At 49.9% G+C, this 18,577-nt stretch carries 15 protein-coding genes and 1 tRNA gene; 4 read left to right on the plus strand and 12 right to left on the minus strand.

The window, feature by feature from the left end:
* Positions 1-69: 69 nt before the first annotated feature.
* The 3 genes from BK816_RS02805 to BK816_RS02815 all read right to left on the minus strand — a co-directional run bounded on the left by BK816_RS02805 (position 70) and on the right by BK816_RS02815 (position 2,773).
* Entirely contained in the window at positions 70-1,347 is a 1,278-nt protein-coding gene (locus BK816_RS02805) for an MFS transporter (RefSeq protein WP_071163829.1), read from the minus strand.
* 186 nt (positions 1,348-1,533) lie between these two features.
* Positions 1,534-1,610, minus strand: a tRNA-Met gene (locus BK816_RS02810).
* A gap of 161 nt (positions 1,611-1,771) precedes the next feature.
* Complete coding sequence (locus tag BK816_RS02815) at positions 1,772-2,773, minus strand: hypothetical protein (protein ID WP_083379017.1); 1,002 nt, start codon at positions 2,771-2,773, stop codon at positions 1,772-1,774.
* Between the two features lie 111 nt (positions 2,774-2,884).
* Between BK816_RS02815 and BK816_RS02820 the strand changes: the two genes are divergently transcribed.
* Positions 2,885-3,709 (plus strand): Cof-type HAD-IIB family hydrolase, encoded by an 825-nt coding sequence (locus tag BK816_RS02820; RefSeq protein WP_071163830.1) that lies wholly within the window; start codon positions 2,885-2,887, stop codon positions 3,707-3,709.
* A gap of 114 nt (positions 3,710-3,823) precedes the next feature.
* Complete coding sequence (locus BK816_RS02825) at positions 3,824-5,296, plus strand: L,D-transpeptidase (RefSeq protein WP_071163831.1); 1,473 nt, start codon at positions 3,824-3,826, stop codon at positions 5,294-5,296.
* Between the two features lie 142 nt (positions 5,297-5,438).
* On the opposite strand, the gene BK816_RS02830 is transcribed toward BK816_RS02825, so the two are convergent.
* Both BK816_RS02830 and udk read right to left on the minus strand, forming a co-directional pair.
* Entirely contained in the window at positions 5,439-8,087 is a 2,649-nt protein-coding gene (locus BK816_RS02830; RefSeq protein ID WP_071163832.1) for an ATP-dependent RNA helicase, read from the minus strand.
* A complete protein-coding gene (gene udk / locus BK816_RS02835; RefSeq protein ID WP_236842348.1) occupies positions 8,084-8,704 on the minus strand; it encodes a uridine kinase in 621 nt (206 codons plus the stop codon). Before udk ends, BK816_RS02830 begins: the two co-directional genes overlap by 4 nt.
* 40 nt (positions 8,705-8,744) lie before the next feature.
* Between udk and BK816_RS02840 the strand changes: the two genes are divergently transcribed.
* A complete protein-coding gene (locus BK816_RS02840; RefSeq protein ID WP_071163833.1) occupies positions 8,745-9,893 on the plus strand; it encodes a class I SAM-dependent methyltransferase in 1,149 nt (382 codons plus the stop codon).
* Positions 9,894-10,207: 314 nt separating this feature from the next.
* Here BK816_RS02840 and BK816_RS02845 read toward each other — a convergent pair whose 3' ends face one another.
* The 5 genes from BK816_RS02845 to BK816_RS02865 form a co-directional block, all read right to left on the minus strand.
* Positions 10,208-10,792, minus strand: a complete 585-nt coding sequence (locus BK816_RS02845) for a dihydrofolate reductase (RefSeq protein ID WP_071163834.1) — start codon at positions 10,790-10,792, stop codon at positions 10,208-10,210.
* 15 nt (positions 10,793-10,807) lie between these two features.
* Positions 10,808-11,605 carry a thymidylate synthase gene (locus BK816_RS02850; RefSeq protein ID WP_071164899.1) on the minus strand — a complete coding sequence of 266 codons (798 nt, stop codon included), beginning with the start codon at positions 11,603-11,605 and terminating at the stop codon, positions 10,808-10,810.
* A gap of 213 nt (positions 11,606-11,818) precedes the next feature.
* Positions 11,819-12,589, minus strand: a complete 771-nt coding sequence (locus BK816_RS02855) for a hypothetical protein (RefSeq protein ID WP_071163835.1) — start codon at positions 12,587-12,589, stop codon at positions 11,819-11,821.
* A 112-nt stretch (positions 12,590-12,701) separates the two neighbouring features.
* Positions 12,702-13,172 (minus strand): OsmC family protein, encoded by a 471-nt coding sequence (locus BK816_RS02860; RefSeq protein WP_083379018.1) that lies wholly within the window; start codon positions 13,170-13,172, stop codon positions 12,702-12,704.
* A 128-nt stretch (positions 13,173-13,300) separates the two neighbouring features.
* Complete coding sequence (locus BK816_RS02865; RefSeq protein WP_071163836.1) at positions 13,301-13,804, minus strand: DUF2505 domain-containing protein; 504 nt, start codon at positions 13,802-13,804, stop codon at positions 13,301-13,303.
* Positions 13,805-13,893: 89 nt separating this feature from the next.
* Between BK816_RS02865 and BK816_RS02870 the strand changes: the two genes are divergently transcribed.
* The gene (locus BK816_RS02870; protein ID WP_071163837.1) at positions 13,894-15,372 is read left to right on the plus strand and encodes a sensor histidine kinase; all 1,479 of its coding nucleotides are present in this window, start codon (positions 13,894-13,896) and stop codon (positions 15,370-15,372) included.
* Between the two features lie 63 nt (positions 15,373-15,435).
* Here BK816_RS02870 and BK816_RS02875 read toward each other — a convergent pair whose 3' ends face one another.
* Positions 15,436-15,750: a WhiB family transcriptional regulator gene (locus tag BK816_RS02875; protein ID WP_071163838.1), complete on the minus strand. Its 315-nt coding sequence runs from the start codon at positions 15,748-15,750 to the stop codon at positions 15,436-15,438.
* A gap of 153 nt (positions 15,751-15,903) precedes the next feature.
* Complete coding sequence (locus BK816_RS02880) at positions 15,904-18,567, minus strand: FtsK/SpoIIIE domain-containing protein (RefSeq protein WP_170299653.1); 2,664 nt, start codon at positions 18,565-18,567, stop codon at positions 15,904-15,906.
* Positions 18,568-18,577: the final 10 nt, after the last annotated feature.

Raw genomic sequence — 18,577 nt, forward strand, 5'->3', positions numbered from 1 at the left:
CCAACCACAGTATTTCACTGTTGGTGGGGCGATAACTTTTTGACTTAAAAGCTGCTATACAAGTCGTGATTAACGCGCAGCAGAAGTCTGCGAACTAGTAATCCTAGTCATGAAGAAAGAAACCACGAAAGCTGACATGACGATGACTCCGGCGATACCAATAACTGAAGGCAAGGCCAAACGGGTAAGGAGGAAGCCGCCGAGGGCGGAACCAGAACCAATCCCAGCGTTGAAGGACGCATTGTAGATAGCCGAGAAGGTATCGCGAATCTGTGCAGGCGTGACCGAAAGCAAACGCATGACGAAGAATGGGGGGACGAATGCAGCCACACAACTCCAGAGCAGGAAGACAGCAAGTCCAGCCCATTTAGCTCCTTGTCCCAAGAAGAAGAGTCCAAGTAGGCAAGAGGATGCTAAGAAAAGGGCTGCTAAGAGTGCTCGGACCGTGTACTTTTCATATAAGCGACCGCTAGTGAGTGAACCGAAGAATCCCAAGATGCCTGAAATAAGTAGCATCAGTGATAGCAAACTGGGGGAGAAGCCCAACTGGCGGGTAATGATTAGGGCGATGTAGGTGTAGGCGGTATAGTGTCCGGTCACGTATAACGCAACGGTGACACATAGTCCAATTGCTGCCCCTTTGGAAACCGGGGCCAAACGACGTTTAGTTTTTCCTTGTGGAGCAAGGTCATCCACGGTAGCCGCTCCGCCCTCGGTCAGTTGGGCTGCGTTCTCTTCGGAAGTATCGTGGTGGTCGCTACCAATCCCTACTGCCGGCAGGAGTTTTAGCATGACAGCCCAAACTACGATCATAAAGACAGAAAGGGAAATCATCGCGCCACGCCAACCAAGCTGCTGCCCCAACCAAGTCGAGAAGGGAACACCGAGGATGAAAGCGGCCGAGCCACCAACCGAGGTGAAAGTGACTGCACGTGGAACCAAACGAGGTGGTACCAAATATGCTGGATATGCCGAAAGCAGTGACCAGAACATGCCGTGAGCTAGGGCGGTCACCATACGCATAACTAAGACTGATGAGTAATTGGGGACTAAGGCTGTGCCCAAGCAGCCGATTGCAAATCCTAGGACCACTAATCGAAGCAGTTTGGTGCGCTCAACATTTTTGGTCACAATAGTCAACGGGATACAGGTAATGACCACGGTGAAAGCATAGACGCTCATGAGGTAACCGACTGCAGATTCACTTACCTGCAGATCGTTCTTCATCACGTTAATCAGACCTGCTGGGAACAGCTCTGAGGTGATCACCGCGAACGAGGCCAAACTCAGTGAAACGAGGGCGCCAATCGGCAACCGTTGCACAGCTGGTTTAGATTGAGGACTCACAAATACCCCTTAACGAACAGTCGTTTGTGGCTTTTTGCCACGGAAAAGGTTGAATGCCGGGACTAGCTTGAGCGAGTTGGGCACTCGGATAAGTGGGCAGTTTGCTGCAGCCACTTCCAGCCGACCGGCTGGGGGCAAAACAAAACCGCTTGGTAAGAAGTTTTCCTTCAAACCAAGCGGTTTCCTTGGTAGCGGGGGCAGGATTTGAACCTACGACCTCCGGGTTATGAGCCCGGCGAGCTACCGAACTGCTCCACCCCGCGTCAACGTCCTCTAGCTTAGAGATTTTTACCAATGAATGCAAGCCCGCAAGGCGTGCGCTTGCTCACCGGAGTTTGTCTGTGCCCACCATTAGCCAGTTTTTCGTAGCTAAGACAAGGTCATTTTTCGTTGAGAAATCAAGGATATATGGAGGTGGTAGGGGTTAGACGACTTGTTCTAGCAAGGCGATCAACTGGGCTCGGTACGCTTTAGCTTGGTCGCTAAAAGCGCGCTGTTTTTCGATATAAATTGCTTTTCCTTCAGCGGTTTCAATTGCTACCGGTGCCAACCCACAGGCGCGGCAATCGTAGGCCGAGGCCGACATATCTAGTTGGCGAATTCGCAACGCCATGGCAAACACGTTAAGCATGAAACTTGTGGGAATCAGAGGTTCGAGTGCTAAGCCGTAACGAAGTAAATCCATATTCTGATGTAAACAAGCGGGTTGTTCACATTCAATAATGGTTTCTTCACTGGGTTGGTAATGGTTTAGCGGGCGAGCTGCAGGAGTGAAAAACCGGAAAGCATCATAGTGAGTACAACGAATCGGTAGTGTTTCAACTACTTTGGCGGTTCCCTCGACGCCTAAACGCAAGGGGAGGGGATGACGCTTTTCATCGCGGTAAACCATAGCCCATTCATGCAGTCCTAAACAGCCAAAGAACGGTTCTCGCTTCTGAATGATTTTTAACAGCTCTCGCCAATCGTAGGCCACCCCGCCGCGTCGGGCTTGCCAAGCAGATAGGTCAACAGACACAGATTCTTCATCTTGCTTGAAGTATTTGCGCCGCCCCATTTGAGCATAAAGTTCCTGGCATTCTTTTGGTGCATCCGGACTGGGGGTGCCCAGCCGGACTCCGATACCGGGTTGCCAACGTTCAAATCGAGCTGGTTTTAAACCATAGTAGTGCCAAATAAAATCAGTTACAGGCTCATTTAGAGAGCGCATAGCGCGTTCTCTGCGCCCGAAGGCAAGAGCTTGAGCTAGCTTGGTTTCTAACTTGGCCTGATCCCACCATTCTTCCCAAGAGAGCACTGGCCACTCATCATCCGGCAGTGTTGGCCACAAACCTAAAGGTACGAGGGGAACTACTGCTTCTAAGGCAGCTAGTGCTTGCTGATCCTCGTTTAGATATTGGTAGGTGGTGGAAGTTGCTTGAGCCATGCGAAAAGTTTGCCATATTTACGCTGGCTCGACACAGTTTCGCCCTCGGCAAGCTGAAGACAACAGAAAGCCAGAACATGTTAGGTTGGAGGCGAAGAAGGAAGGATAAAAATGACGAAACCAGCAATCTCCCTTGTGCTTTGTGACCTCGATGGTACCTTGCTAAACGGCGAATCAAAGCTATCGAAACGGAACCGGGAAGCTTTGGCGGCGGTGGCAAACACTGGGGTCAAAGTGGGGATCGCTTCGGGACGAGATGCCTACTCGATTTATGAGATGGTGAAATCTTGGGAAGCCACCGATTTTATTTCGGTCATTGTCGCCCAAAATGGCGCCGAGTTTTTCGATGTTGAAACCCAGGCCATCCGGACTTCTCACCTTGTGGAACCGGATGCTTTCCGTCGCGTAATGTCGCACTTCTCCGATCTACCAGTCAACTTCCTTATCGCGGAAAAAGGAACCTACTTGGCGCCCTTCGAGGACGAATCTCTCAAGCGTATGGCGGAATGGGGGCAGTTTAAGCTAGGGGTAGATCCAAACTATGATCGTTTGTTGACTAACCCGCAGGCGAAACTGCACTTGATGTGTGATCCTGCTTTGATGCCTGGAGTGATTGAGCATGCCCGTACGTTCTCTGATCCGCGACTTAAAGGCGTGCGTACTGGCCCTCAGCTATTCGAATATCAAGATCCTGCTTTGTCCAAGTGGAATGGGGTGGAGCTAGCCGCCGAGTATTTCGGAATCGATCCGATAAATAATGTGATGGCATTCGGTGATGCCGAAAACGACCTCGAAATGATTCGCCATGTTGGGGTTGGTGTCGCCATGGAAAATGCCTGCGAGGACGTAAAGGCAGTGGCTGGCTATCACACTTCATCAAACCTCGATGATGGGGTGGCCGCTTTCCTTGCAAAGTGGTTTGAGCTTGACATTTAATCGCTAAAAACTGTGAACCTGCGTACAAAACCGCATTTTTTCAGGCATTCTACTTAAATAATCGCCCAATGCTCGGTATTCTATTTTCAGTCTTTAAGATTGGGAGAATACTGTATGTCGAATGAATTCTCGGAAATGAACGCAGCAACCAACCCGCCTGCAGCGGAACCTAAGAAACGACGTGGCAAGAAGCTATGGATCGCCTTGGGCCTATTGGTACTGCTAGGTGCCGGTACTGGTGGCGGAGCCTACGCTTATGCTCAGCAGTACCAAGGGAAAGCGCTCCCTGGTACCACCGTGCAAGGCATTGACGTGGCGAAGAAAACTCCAGCAGAGATCGAAAAGTCCATCATGGATGCACTTTCGCAAGCCAAGTTGGAAATGAAAATTCAAGACCAGACTTTGAACCCTACTTGGGAAGAACTCGGGGTTAAGGTCGATGCTGCTGCCGCCGCACAATCCGCGGTTGCCAAGGGCAGTTGGATGGACTACTTCAAGTTCAACCAAACCAAGTCGGTTGCAGTGCCAATCACCATTGATCCTGAAGCAGTAACCAAGTATGTGGATGCGCACGTTCCGGCAGGACAGCAGGTTGGAAAGCCGGCAAATGTCACCATGTCCGAGGATGGTACCAAGTTTGACGTGACGCCCTCGGAACCTGGCAAAATGCCTGAAACCAATGGACTTTCCGACCAAGTGCTTGCTGCTGCCAAAGATTTTAAGCCGCTGGAATTGAACGTGCCTTTCTCCGAAAAGGATCCTGAGTTCAATACCGCCAAGGCAGAAGAGTTAGCCCAGGCGGCACAAGCGCAACTCGACACCAAGGTCACCATTAAGACCCCGAGCTACAACTACACTCCGAGCCAGAAGCGTCGCGCCAGCTTTATTGAAATCACCAATAAGGAAGGCGAAGCGCCAGCGATTAAGGTTAACGATCAGGCAATTACTGACTGGGTTGGCGCTGTCGCTGATGACGTTTACGTCTCTCCTCGTAACGCAGTTAAGAAGGTCTACCCAGACGGGAAAGAAGCTGCCCCACCGGTAGCCGGCCGTGAAGGTAAAGAAGTAGCCGACGCTACCAAGATCACCAACGAAGCCATCGAGGCTTTCAAGACCGGTAAAGAGACTGTTATTGAGCCAGAGATTAAGTCGACACCGTTTAAGGAAGTCACCAAGACTATCCGTCCCGAAAGTGTCAAGCTGGCATACGCTCCAGAAGATGGGGAAAAGTGGATTGATGTGAATCTTTCCAAGCACACCGCTACCGCCTATGAAGGCGTAAAGGCAGTGCGCGGCCCAGTTGCCATGGTAAATGGTGCTCCCAAGACTCCGACTGTTAAGGGGACTTTCCCGATCTGGTTAAAGCGCAAGACCCAGACCATGCGTGGCCCTGACTACGAAACCCCGAACGTACCGTGGATTATGTACTTCCACGGCAGCTACGCTTTGCATGGTGCCTGGTGGCGTTCCAGCTTCGGTTACGCCGGAAAGAATGGTTCCCATGGCTGCATTAACCTACCAGTTGGTACGGCCAAGTGGTTCTACAACTGGGCTCCCGTTGGCACCAAGGTTGTAGTGCACGACTGACCAAATAAATCTTTTAAGTGCCCCGACTAGTCTCGTACTAGTCGGGGCACTTGTTTTAAGGGCTTTTTAATTATCTGGCTTCGATACGGTTCGTTTGCTAGCGCTTTAGAGTCAACAATCAAATAGCGATTTTGGTATTACCTTATTTAGCTGGCGTTTCATTCTCAGGGTGTTCGGGCCAAGCATGCTTGGGATAACGTCCTCGCATTTGTGCCCGAACTTGCTGGTAGGCGCCTTGCCAGAAACTTCCTAAATCATTGGTTAAAGCCAAAGGGCGTTGTGCTGGGGAGAGCAACTCGATACTTAATGGAACACTGCCATTGGCAAGGAAAATCTGTTGCGTTTGCCCAAAAAACCATTGCAATTTGCCACGAATTCGGGGAGGCTCTTGAGAATAATCTACCCGATAATTCCTGCCGCTAATGCTAACTTCTTCCGGTGCCGTCTGAGCTAAACCGGATTGGTTTTCCCAGCCAATCACCGTGAAAAATGTATTCTGATCAAACTTTGGTAAGGCGCCGTTTGCTTCGATTTTCGTGGCCAAAATGTCTTTGGCTTCGACCACAAGTTCTTCGCGAGAGACTGTTTCTCCACTTTGGGCGCGAAGCCATTGGTATCTTTCGAAGTTTGCTTCGGCAGTTTGTGACCATGGGACAAGGCTGGCAGTTGCGGGGCTAAGCCAATTTTGGAAAGCCTCCTGCAATCGTTTCGGGTCGGCTTTAGGCACTCGCTGACGATGTAGCGCTATTGCCCCAAATTTATTCTCCTGCCAGAGCTGGAAGCCACTGCCGTCCTCGGCTAGAGAAATGGTTTCATTGGTTTCAACCCAGTTTGGGGCTAAGTAAAGTGGGTCAAGGTTCTCTGGTAAGGCGATTGCAGTTCGGATCTCGCCAGTACTACTTCCGGCGGGTAATGTCAGTGAGCCGATGGCCAACCAAGGTGAATTGGCAAAAGGCGCGGACGTAGCGCATTGTGCCCCCATGCCACCAACCAGCTGATAGCGGGTAAGCGCCAGGCTATTCGCTCCCGAGCTAGAAAGCGAAGCCCCATTACCATTGCCAGCTTTCTTCGGTTCAAGTTGACGATTTCGCCCCAATAATGCAGGAAATGCCAGCGCAGTAATAATCGCCACCATAGTTTCTGGCAACTTTGCTTGGTCCTCTTGCCAAAAGGTTTTCAACTCGGCAAAGTCATGTTCCCCAAGCAAGGACGTTACTTTGTTTACGTCCATTAGCTGCATTAAACGTTTGGCATTTTGACGCCAAGCTTTAGTGCTATATGGACGTCCGGTTTGTAACGCTCGCCAACGATCAAAAAGATCTGTTGGTAATGACTGGTCGGTAACCTCCAACATGGCGACAATTTCAGCTACAGTGCTGGGGGGAAAGATTGCCCGTCCGATCAGGAGTGCCCTACCTAGTCTAGGGTCGAGACCGAGTTGACTGAGGGCTTTACCAAGCGGAGTAATATTTCCGTCACGATTTAGTGCGCCTAAACCATGTAATACCCGTTGTGCTGCTTGCACAGCAGGTGTGGGTGGCTGATTTAGCCAAGCAAGATCCGTAATCTTGGCGCCCCAGTCGGCACAAGCCAGCACGAGCGAAGTGAGTTCTGAATGTAAAATCTCTGGTTCAGATTGGGCTGGCATGCGTGCCCAACTTTGTTCAGAAAAAAGTCGCCACACTTGGCCAGGTCCCAAACGATTGGCTCGCCCCGCACGTTGGATTCCATTGGCCTGTGACGTTGAGCGAGTTACCAGTGTACTAACTTGGCGTTCGAAATCGGTGTGGCTACGTCTTTCTAACCCAGAATCAACCACGCTGGAAACTCGTGGAATCGTTAAAGCTGACTGGGCAATCGAGGAGGACAGGATAATCCTTCGCTTAGGGTCAGGGCGAAAGATCCGGTCCTGATGCTCCTTCGCTAGGGAAGAGTGGATTTCTAGAATTTCGACCTCGGCGGGCAGCTTTGGGGTCAAAAGCTGATGGGTTCGTTTTATCTCGGAAAGTCCAGGAAGAAAGACCAGTACATCGTTTTGCCCTTGCTCGAGGGCGGTCAAGGCAGTGTTAGCCGCGTGCTCGAGAAATTCATTTGAGACCCCTAATCGTGCACCTGCCTGCCCCAGACTAGCCAGAGCGCTTGCCGAGGTGGCAGGAGGTGCCCAGTGGACTGTCAGCGGGTGTGAGGGGGCTGGAAGAGTCAGCTGATTTTGACTGGACGAGATTTTCAACAACGAAGCGAGACCACTAGGTGGCAAAGTTGCCGACATGGCAATAATGACGAGGTCATCGCGAAGCTCTTGCGTATCGAGCAAAAAAGCTAGGGCTAAATCGTAGTCCAAATGCCGTTCGTGGATTTCATCCAGAATCACCGTGTGGTACTCGCTTAACTCTGGATCAGCCTGTAGTTTCCTAACGAGGACGCCTCCGGTGACAATCTCCAACTGGGTTTGCGGGCCGAGGGCGCTTTCTCCGCGCACGCTAAAGCCCACACTTTCACCAGGTTGTTCTTTTAGGAGTGAAGCAATGCGCCCGGCCATGGCCCGGGCTGCTAGCTGCCGAGGCTGCACCAGTAGTGTCTTTTGGCCGGGTGTGACGCCAAGGTTACTTGTGCTCACGAGATGCTGGACCAGCGGTGGAACTAGGGTACTTTTACCGCTACCTGCAGGAGCTTCCAGCAGCAAGTTTTGGCGTCTTAGAATCGCAGAGGTTAAATCCTCACGTTTTTGGGCAAGCGGTAGCCCGAAATCGTCCTCGGCAAACTGGGCGAAAGGAGCCTTCGCTAAAGTCACTGGACTGAACGTTCCAAACGATTAATCAACATTTCTAGCGCCACTAGGTTATCCCCGCCCTCGGGCACAATCAGGTCTGCATGGCGTTTAGAAGGCTCGACGTAGAGTTCATGCATGGGCTTGACTGTGGTTAAATACTGTTCTTCTACCGACTCGAAGGTGCGCCCACGCATCGCGATGTCGCGTTTGATTCGGCGTAATAGTCGCACGTCGGCATCGGTATCGACAAAGATTTTGATGTCGCACAGATTGCGGATTGCTTCGTCTTGGAAAATCAAGATGCCTTCCAAAATAATGATTTGGGTAGGGTAGAGCGTAACCGTTTCCTGATTGCGTGTGTGAGTTGGAAAGTCGTAGGTGGGGGACTCAACGCTGTTTCCAGCTAACAGTTCTTCCAGTTGTTTGGTTAGCAGCTCATTTTCAAAGGCAGCGGGGTCGTCAAAGTTGAGTTTTGCGCGCTCGGCAAGGGGAAGGTCATCGTGAGAGCGGTAATAGGAATCGTGATTAATCACAGTGATTTTTTCTTTAAAGTGATTTGCAATGGCTTTGGTTAACGTGGTTTTGCCCGATCCGGTACCGCCGGCGATTCCCACCAAGATTGGTTTTTGCATAGTCATGATGATTCCCCTTTAGTTGAACTGCATTAAACTATAAGCCATGCAATGCGAATATTATCAGCTTGATCAGTGCCGGTCATGCACTTGGCTAGATTTAGAGCTGGAAACGCAACACGAGCGGAAAGCCGAACAGGTCCAAGAAATCCTTCCAATGATTCCAGCTCAGGCTTGGCTACCCATGGCATACGGGCCAGAAGCAGGGTTTAGAGCCAAAGCAAAGATGGTAGTTACCGGGAGTTGGAAGGATCCGCAGTTAGGGATTCTAAACCCGGATCATTCGGGACAGGATTTGTCGCAGTGTCCGTTGTACCCGAAGCAAATGCAGGAACTCTTTCCACTGTTGAAGACTTTCATTCGTCTGCTTAGGATTCCCCCTTACGATGTTTCGCGTCGTAGCGGGGAGCTGAAAATGATTCATGTGTGGATTAGCCCCGATAACGAGTTTATGGTTCGTTGGGTCCTTCGTAGCCCAAAGTTTTTATCGCAGATTAAATCGAAGCTGCCTTTGCTTTTGGCGCAAGTACCAGCGTTGAAAGTTGTTTCTGTAAACCTTCTACCTGAACATGTGGCGCTAACCGAGGGCGCTGAAGAAATTATTCTAACCCCGCAGGAGCATTTGCCTATGCGTTTTGCGGAACAGACTTTGTTCTTGCGACCAGGGGGATTTTTCCAAACGAACTTGTTTGTCACTCCAGAACTTTATCGGCAGGCCGCAGCTTGGACCGCGGATTTGGAGGCATGTCGGGCGGTAGATCTTTTTTGTGGCGTCGGTGGTTTTGCCCTTTGGCTGGCGCGTCCTAGCTGGCAGGTGCGTGGCATTGAAATTAGTGAACCGGCCGTGGCAGCCGCCAAAATGGCGGTGGCTGTCGGCTTGCAGCGAGGAACTTTGCCTCAGGATGCGAGCTTAGAGTTTTTTGCTGCCGATGCCAGTGAAGTTTTTGCTTTAGTGGGGGATTGGGATCCGCAAGTCGCGGTAGTAAATCCGCCACGGCGCGGAATCGGACCGGAGACGGTTGCGTGGTTAGCGGGCTCAGGGGTTAAACGTCTGATCTATTCGAGTTGTAATCCACGCAGTTTGGCCAAAGACTTGTCGCAGTTGACTGACTATGAGGTGAGTGCTGCTCGAATCTTTGATCTTTTCCCGCATACTTCTCACGCAGAAGTAATGGTGAAATTAGAGCGTAAATAAAAATGTTGGGGAGGAACTAGTTCCTCCCCAACATTGAAGCTTTGTGCTCAGCCGAGCATTTTGTTCATCATGGTTTCAATCAAGTCTGGCTTTTCCCGACCGATTACGAAACCAATTCCTAGAAGAGCAGTTACTTTGATTAGCTTACCGAGTAGCTTAAACATCATCGGATCCTTTCGTTTAACAGGTATCTCTATATTTTAGCGAGAAAAACCGAAAAAGTGAAGACCGGCACTTTTGTATGGCTGTACTAACTAATTGTTATCAGGTGTCCCTGTGTAGTTTTCAGGAAAGATTTTTCGGCTTTGCGCCTTCTAGCGGCGACGATAAACCTGAACCTTCCATCGGGCATCGCCAGATTTTTCACGCCAATCATCATCCGAAAGCGTCTCATCCAGTTCCCAAGTATTTGGGTCAAGTTCTGGGGCAAACACATCGGCGTCGGTGGGCGTAATGTCCAGATCGAGTAGAGAAACTACTACCACGTCCACCCAGGGAAGTGATTGTTCGTAGATTTGCCCGCCACCGATTACCCAGGCGTCAACTTGGTATTCATTTTTGGGCACCGAGGACGAATCCTCGTGTGTGGTAGCAAGGTTTGTTTCACAATAAGCTTTGGCTGCTTGAAGCGAATTGAATACTTGGGCGCCCTCGGCCTGCCAGTCCTCATTGCGGGTGCAGACCAAGTTCTTTCGACCAGGAAGCGGGTGAAGGGAGAGCGATTCCCAGCATTTGCGCCCCATTAACACCGGCGCTCCCATAGTGGCGGATTTGAAATGCCTAAAATCTGCTGGCACGCGCCAAGGCATATCCCCACCCTGCCCGATGATACGACTTTGGGTTTGAGCCCAAATAGCACCGAAGCGGATGGGATTTGTCTGGGTTGGCTGCGTTGGCATGTTCGTTTCTTTCACTTAGACCGCGATCGGGGCCTTGATACCTGGATGGCACTGATAATCGGTGACTTTAACGTCCTCGAGCTGGTAACTAAAAATATCGCTGGCTTTGACGAGCTCCAACTTCGGGAACTCAAAAGCGTCACGAGACAGCTGAGTCTTTACCTGTTCAAAGTGATTAGAGTAGATATGGCAGTCTCCGCCGGTCCAAATCATTTCGCCAACTTCTAGACCCGTTTGTTGGGCCAGCATGTGGGTAAGCAAAGAGTAGGAAGCCAGATTGAACGGCACCCCAAGGAAAAGATCCGCACTGCGCTGGTAAATCTGGAGGCTAAGCTTGCCATCAGCTACGTAGCACTGGAAAAAAGCATGGCAGGGAGCCAAGGCCATCCGGTCGAGTTCAGAAACATTCCACGCACTGACAATATGACGCCGAGAAGTTGGGTTCTGCTTCAAATCGTTTACAAGCTGAGCGATCTGATCGATGGCACCACCGTCACGGCTGGGCCAAGAACGCCACTGTACTCCGTAGACAGGCCCTAATTCACCATTCTCATCGGCCCATTCATCCCAGATATGGACGCCCTGATCGACTAGGGGGCCAATATTGCTGGTGCCTTGAAGGAACCACAATAATTCAGCCACAACACCTTTAAGAAATACTTTTTTAGTGGTGATGAGAGGGAATCCTTTAGAGAGGTCGTAGCGAAGCTGACGGGCGAACACGGCTCGTGTACCCACGCCTGTACGATCCATTCGGTCACTACCGTTAGCTAGGACATCAGCGAGCAAATCTTCATACTGAGTATCAATCATGGTAGTACCCTCCCAAATAGTTCTTTGTTCAATCTTAGCTTTTAGTTTCAAAAACGCCTAATACTAGCAGAAAGTATTTTCTATTAGATTTTCGTCGTCGCATTATCCTTTGGTTTTCAATAGCGACTGGATAATCTGCGTATAACGGGATTAATAACAAAACGCCAGCCGTGATCGGGAAAATACCTAGATCACGGCTGGCGTCAGGAATGTTTAGTTTTCGGCGCTGGCTTTTTCTGCGAGTTCGGCAAACTCGGGATCAGCTTCGCCAGTTTCATCAAAGTTAGGTAACTCTAGATGGCCGAGGCCGGCGTATGCTCCAGCAACCACTTCACGAGCAATTTTTCGGGTACCAAAGTAACCAACTAGGGCGCCAAGACCAAGTGGCATTGCGCGACCTAGCAGTTGCTTGGTAGCTGCCTTCTTAGCTCGGCGAGCAGCGTATTTTGCTAGGAACTTGTTTAGACGTGGACCTTTGGCGCCGGCCATCATCTTCAGGATGCTTTGAGCCCAAAGACTGCTGGTGGTTCCCAGTTCTCGGGCGGCTAGTGCCGGACCATCGGGTCCCAGCAAAGCAGTCAGCATTAGCCCTCGTCGTTGATCTTTATCGATCGCTTGTAAACCTTCAATTTCTAGAGCAAGCAAGACAAAGTAGGCGGTCTGGGTGAAGAAAGCGGAAAGTTGGGCGGCAGACAAGCCGATTGCGGCTGCAGTGCCGATTCCTGGCATAAATCCGACGGCACCGGTAGCACCAGCAGTCACCGAGGCGCTCTTGACAAATCGTGCGGCTACTTGGTCGAGTAGGTCTTGATTTGTAGCCTCAGGATCACTTTCCCTCAGACTCTTAACTCGACGAGATACCAACGGAGCGGCCAGATCCATAGCTTTGTCGATCATGGTTAAGATCTGCGGTTCAAATTTGTCAATCATGACTGGCGAAGCGGCTTTCGCTGCCAGACCTTTGGCCATGTTTAGGATACCCAAGTTGATACCTACCTTTCGAGAACTCAGAAGAGTTCGGGATTGGGATGTTTCCAATAATTGAAAACGGCTGGATTAGGGTAATTATTCCTAACCCAGCCGTTTTAGCAAAATCTCAGGCTTCTTTAGGTTCGAAGGTCAAGGCACGTTTGTATGGGGCGCCCTCGGCCAAGGTGTGGCCGACAGTGCAGTATTTATCAATGGCTCGGTTAGCAAAGTGAGCAGTGGTTTCAGCCTTTTCCTGATCGACCTCGGCGTCCTCGACCACGATTTCAACCTGGAAGCTTTCGTAGCGGTCATCTTCCTTATTGAAATCACCGGAAACGCCGACCGTGGCTTTAAAGTCCTTACCAAAGGTGCGGGCCAAAGAGTGGTCTGCCGAAAGCGAGTTACAAGTAGCGAGAGCAATCTTTAATAGTTCGCCTGGGCTGAACTGTCCTTCTTCCATACCCACGACGACTTCGGCGCCACGAGCATTACGGGCAACATACTGGCGTTCGCCAATGCGTTCTGCCCACAAGGGATCGTGTGGACCATTTTGGGCGGTGGGGTCAACATTCAAGTTATCAGCATTTTTCTCAGTCATGGCAGTATCTTCGCACTATTGCGGTTAAAAGTCATGCTAATTAGGAAAAATCGCCACGAATCTCGCCGAACGCAAAGTTCGACGAAATTGTGGCGAAAGACCCGAAAAAAGGGGAATAAAGTATGGGCTTAGTGTGTTTGGAAGTACTTCTTAGCGGCGTTAAGTTCAATCCGCTCGACTCGTTTAGTCTGTTCCAAAACCTTACGTTCGATGGTGCGCCCGATCAACGGAATGGTCACCTGGAAATCACCCGACCAAGTAGCCTTAGTCTGTCCCTCTGGCGCTTCCGACAAAAGAAGCTGTGCGTTGACCTTCAATGGAACGCCACTGGTCTGAATGTCCACTGCGACCGGAACTTTTCCGTCTTGGATTTCGCTGACCTTTTCGACAATAGTGGCACTGGCACCTTTAGCCACAAATCGCTTGACCTTGTCGGCAATACCACTTGGTAGGAAATCATCACGCATATCAACGGTGGAAGTAACCACAATCTGGTCTCCTTCAGCGTGAGCCTCAAGCTCACGGAAAAGATCCCGGCCGCCCACTCTCAATTTTCTAAATTCCTTGTCGCAGTACATATCGCGAACGGCAGCCAGCGGCTTCGGGTACAAATATGAAAACTCGAATTGCATTCCATTTCCTTTCGGTCAGCGCGACGTTGCATCATCGCCGAGCCCTTATCATAGCGCACACTAGGGGTCTGCGCGTTTAGAATGGAAGAGTGCAGACATTGACAGAAATCATTCAAGAGAACTGTAGCGAGACTCTTTCTCAGGCAGATCTGGACTGGCTCCACGTTTTGGTAGCCGACTGGCAGATCCTGTCAGACTTAGCTCCTGCTGACCTGATTCTTTGGCTGCCTACAGTCGATAATCGTTTTATTGCGGTGGCTCACTGCCGTCCGGCGACCGCAGTAACTGTCCATCTTGATGACATTATCGGTCTTTACATGCCGGCAACCGGATCCACCGAACTACAAAAGACCTTGAAATCGGGTCGCATCATTCGCGATGATGCACCCCGATGGGCTGGCTCATATTCGGTACAACAGATTTACGTCCCGGTCGTTCGAGATGGCCGCACTATTGCAGTGGTTTCTTGTGAGACGAACCTAGGCGCTTCGACCTCTTCAACTAGTGCTGATCGTTGGTTTGCGAATTCTGCAGAGATTTTGATGCACATGATTGCTTCCGGAGAATACCCCTACGAAGCGACTCCGTCCTCGGCTTTTAATGGTGCCCCTCGAGTAATCGATGGGGTTATCCGACTTGATGCAGATGGTTTAGTTTTGGGCATTTCCCCGAATGCTCGTTCTTGCTTCCGACGTTTAGGGGTTGCTTCAAAATTGGTTGGAGAACCGCTAGTGGAGCAGGTATCTGCCCAAGTAATGCCTGGTAAAAACACGGTGGATGAGGCATTGCCTTTGGTGTTGATGGGACGTGCCGCTTGGCGTACCGAAGTGGAAAGCCCAGGAGCTACGATCTCTTTCCGTGCTTTGCCATTAATCCGACGTGGTGAACGAGAAGGCGCCATCGTGCTTTGCCGTGACGTTTCGGAAGTGCGTCGAATTGAGCGCGAAATTATGTCTAAAGAGGCGACAATCCGCGAAATTCACCATCGAGTTAAAAATAACCTAGCGACGGTTTCTGCTCTGATTCGATTGCAGTCACGTCGAAGCCAAAATCCAGAAGTTAAGCAAGCCTTAAGTGAAGCGGAACGCCGTGTCTCAACAATCTCTACGGTTCACGAAGCGTTATCCCATACTCTCGAGGGCGAGTTTGACTACACTCCTTTGGCTCGCACCATTTTGACTAATGCCGCACTGCTTGCCAGTAGCGACCAACAAGTTTCCGTTCGGCTTGAAGGCGATTTCGGCAAGGTTGATGCTGATCGGGCTTCGACGCTCTCAACGGTTCTGGCAGAACTAGTGGCCAACTCAGTAGAGCATGGCTATCGCAATTACGGCGGAGAGATCACAGTAAGAGTCTCACGTGAAGAAGATTTCGCCCGGATTATCGTTAGCGATGAAGGCGAAGGCTTTGATCCGCAACGTAAAGGCAAGGGGCTAGGAACACAAATCGTACAGTCTTTGGTTAACGCGGAACTTCACGGTTATGTTGACTGGGTAGCCAATGACGCTGGGGGTACCGATGCTGTGGTAGTAGGACAAGTCCAACAGAAGAAGAAATCCAAAGCGTAATACCTAACTTGCAGGCTTATCTTCGCACCAATTTGGTTCGTGGAAAAGCTACAATGCTTGTGGTTAAGCCACGTAATGCTGTTCGGAAAGCTCTAGTGCAGCCTCGAAACTTAACGGGCGATTTGAACTTGTAACGCTCGGAGGAGTGTAACTTCCATTGCGTCGCATATCTCGCCGTTGCGACTCATCAGTTCCACCCCAAATACCAAACTCTGCTGGATTGTCTAAGGCCCAGTTGAGGCATTCGTCCATTACTGGGCAACGTTGGCAGACAGCTTTCGCTGCTTCTGCTTGTCGTAAGGCTGCAGCCGAAGAACCTATCGGGAAAAAGAGTTCGGGATCCTCTTCCAAACAGGCTGCTTCACTTCGCCATTCCATCGCTTCTCCTCGTCAAATCTCAAAACCGAAGTCTCTAGTTTGAGCCTTCCTTTCTTAGAAGTAAAGTGGGGCTGGCCACGAAAATATTTATTGAGGTAAGTAAGTTAAAATTCGTGCAATTTTCGCCCAAAACTGCTGTCAAAAGTCCTAAATTTATTCGAGTTGCAAGGAGCTCAGTAGGTGCCAGCTTTGTTGTTGCCGAGCTAAGAGAAAACCCGGCCGAAAAGATTCAGCTAGATGCCATGGAATTTGTAGTTCTTCTTTCCAACCCAAAGGAAGCTCACAAAGGAAGATAGTGCCATTGGCAGGAATCTCTTCCCACGGTACTGCTTGGAAAGCAGTAGGTGACAAGACTACTCTTTTTGGTTTTTCCTTCCCCTGGGGCCAAAGGCGAAGCCACGAGTCTATTACTCGGTTTTTGCTTCCAATAATCACCGAGTCTCGAGGTGGGTTGAAGGTTTGCCAACAAGGGCCAGAAATCAAGTAACTGCTGGAATGCAAGTCATTTTCTGATGTGGTCGTTGGGCTACTTTTTAATGAATGGCCATAGCTAAAGCCCAAAGGGGCTTCCCAAGTATCCGTTGAACCGGTAGGGAAAGAAACCGAATCTAGTAACTTCACCAAATACTTTTGATCATTGACCAAGAAATACATTTCTCCCATCCCTGCTGCATCGGTAGGCATTTTCGGTAAAGCCAAAGGATCGGTATTGAATAGTCCCCACCTAGCCTGAACTATTGGGTCAGCAACGACTGGAAGAAGGCAATAATCTGCTTGATGTTTCCAGATGGTTCCAGCCAGGTCAAAGGATCCCTGCAATATTACGGTTAGACCAAGTTGTCGCCACTTTTCCAGCTCACGTTGAAAATTGTCTAAATACTGTGGTTGTTGATTAAGGTGAGCCCAGAGTTGATCTGCATGCGTAATCAGGAGCAGCTTTGGGCCTCGGGAAATAAGTTGACTGATGTTGAGCCAATTAACCGGAAAATGCCAATCAAAAATATGGCAATCAATTTCATGCCACCATTGCTGTGAAGATATAGCAAGAGGGCTCCTTGAAAGCGATTCTGAGTCCGATGGCTTTACTCTACCTCTTGTTGTCGTGGTCAAATCGTTGCCTTCTAAGGTGAGTACAAATAGCTCCCATTTTTCTTTCTTGGCCTGAGCCGCAATCATTTCCAACAACTTCGGATTAGAACTTCGATCGGCCCAAAGAAGTAGCTCGCCGGGCTTTAGTACTAGCGTTTCGGGGTCTTTCATGGGCGATGTATCTAGCAACCCAATCGCCAAATTATTTGAAGAAGAATCTGTTTCGTCTCTTGCTTCGCCAGCTTTAGTTGCCAACAGTAGATTTCGGTCAGACTCGATTTGAGTTAAATCGGTTGATGAGAGCTTCTGTGGGAGCGCTTTGCCCCAAAATGGTTTAGCCATGAAATCGCTATTTGCTTGCAATACTGTCTGACAAATACGTTGTCTTTGTGTGGAGGAAAAATAGTGGATCTGGCAACTTTCTAGAGAATCATGAAGGATCCAAGCTCGCCCAGGGGTAGTGGGAGAGATTTGTGCTGCCACGCTTGAACCAATCAGATCCGCAGAGTCCATTGGGTCGGTAACTCGTAAACAAATTCTTAGTGGACAGTTAGCACGCAACTGCTGGTCCATGACCCCTCTAGGATGCTGGGTCGCCAAAATTAAATGCATTCCTAAGCTACGTCCTTGGGTTGCTAGCCTAGTCAGATGTTTCATTAGGTTCGGTGCATGCTGAGTGAGCTCTCGAAATTCATCTACAGCAATGATTAAACGGGGGAGTGGAGCACTGCCTGATGTCTCCCACTCTAGAAAATCAACGATTCTATGATCTTTAAACAGGTTTTCTCGACGTTTCAATTCAAGTTCGAGTGCAGCGATTACTCGATTAGTTAAAGTTGGTTGCAAATCCGTCAAGACTCCCTGCAGGTGCGGAAGAGATTTTAAACGATCAAAGGTGGCGCCTCCCTTGTAATCGATTAGGATGAGCTGCAACTGCTGCGGAGAATTCTGGGCACAAAGTAGCAAGAGCCAGGTCAAAAGAGCTTCAGACTTGCCGCTACCGGAAGTGCCAGCCAGCAGGGCATGCGGACCTGCAGCTGCCAAATCCAGGTGAGTAAAAACTTGGGGTTCAGCTGGATTGAATCCGATTGGTACCGATAGGTTCGCTCTACCTATGGTTTGAGCTTGTTTTAACTGTCTTGGGTTAAATAGCCAGGTGAGTCGCTCTGCAAGGCGAGGAACTTTTTTCGCACCGACTCGAGTAGTAAGTTTGTTCCACCAATATGGGCTCAAACTGATTGGCGGTGGTGAAACAACATGCGTGCTTGAAGGCAAGATATAGTCGTTGTTTTCCTGACAAATCAAACTAGTCTCACCTTTGGCCGGAGTGTCAGTAGAGCCAGGCCAGTAAAGATGGGCCCGTTTTGCTTTTGAAGCCTTAGTGGCTTTAGCTCCTAGACGATGCCTCACCATAGTCCTTTGGTCGATGTGCTCTACGACCTCGTCAAGTTGTCCGGAAAATAGTGCTTGGGCTAACCACCAGTGGGCATTTTGCAGTGCATTAGGTCCACAAATAGTCGCATGTTCTCCGATTGATAACGTCAAGATACGTGGATGGTTAAGGTCCTTTGCCAAGGTTTTTTGCCGTCGATAACCGCTGCCTAGCCAAGCAGTAATATTTTCGGTTTCTGCTTTAGGGTGCACCGGCAACCGCGGGGCAATTACTTGCAAAATAGCCGGATCAGCAAGCAACTTCAAGGTAAATAATGTTTTGAGTTTCCAAAACATGAATAGCACT

Origin of the sequence: Boudabousia tangfeifanii (assembly GCF_001856685.1) — a bacterium.
Lineage (GTDB): Bacteria > Actinomycetota > Actinomycetes > Actinomycetales > Actinomycetaceae > Boudabousia > Boudabousia tangfeifanii.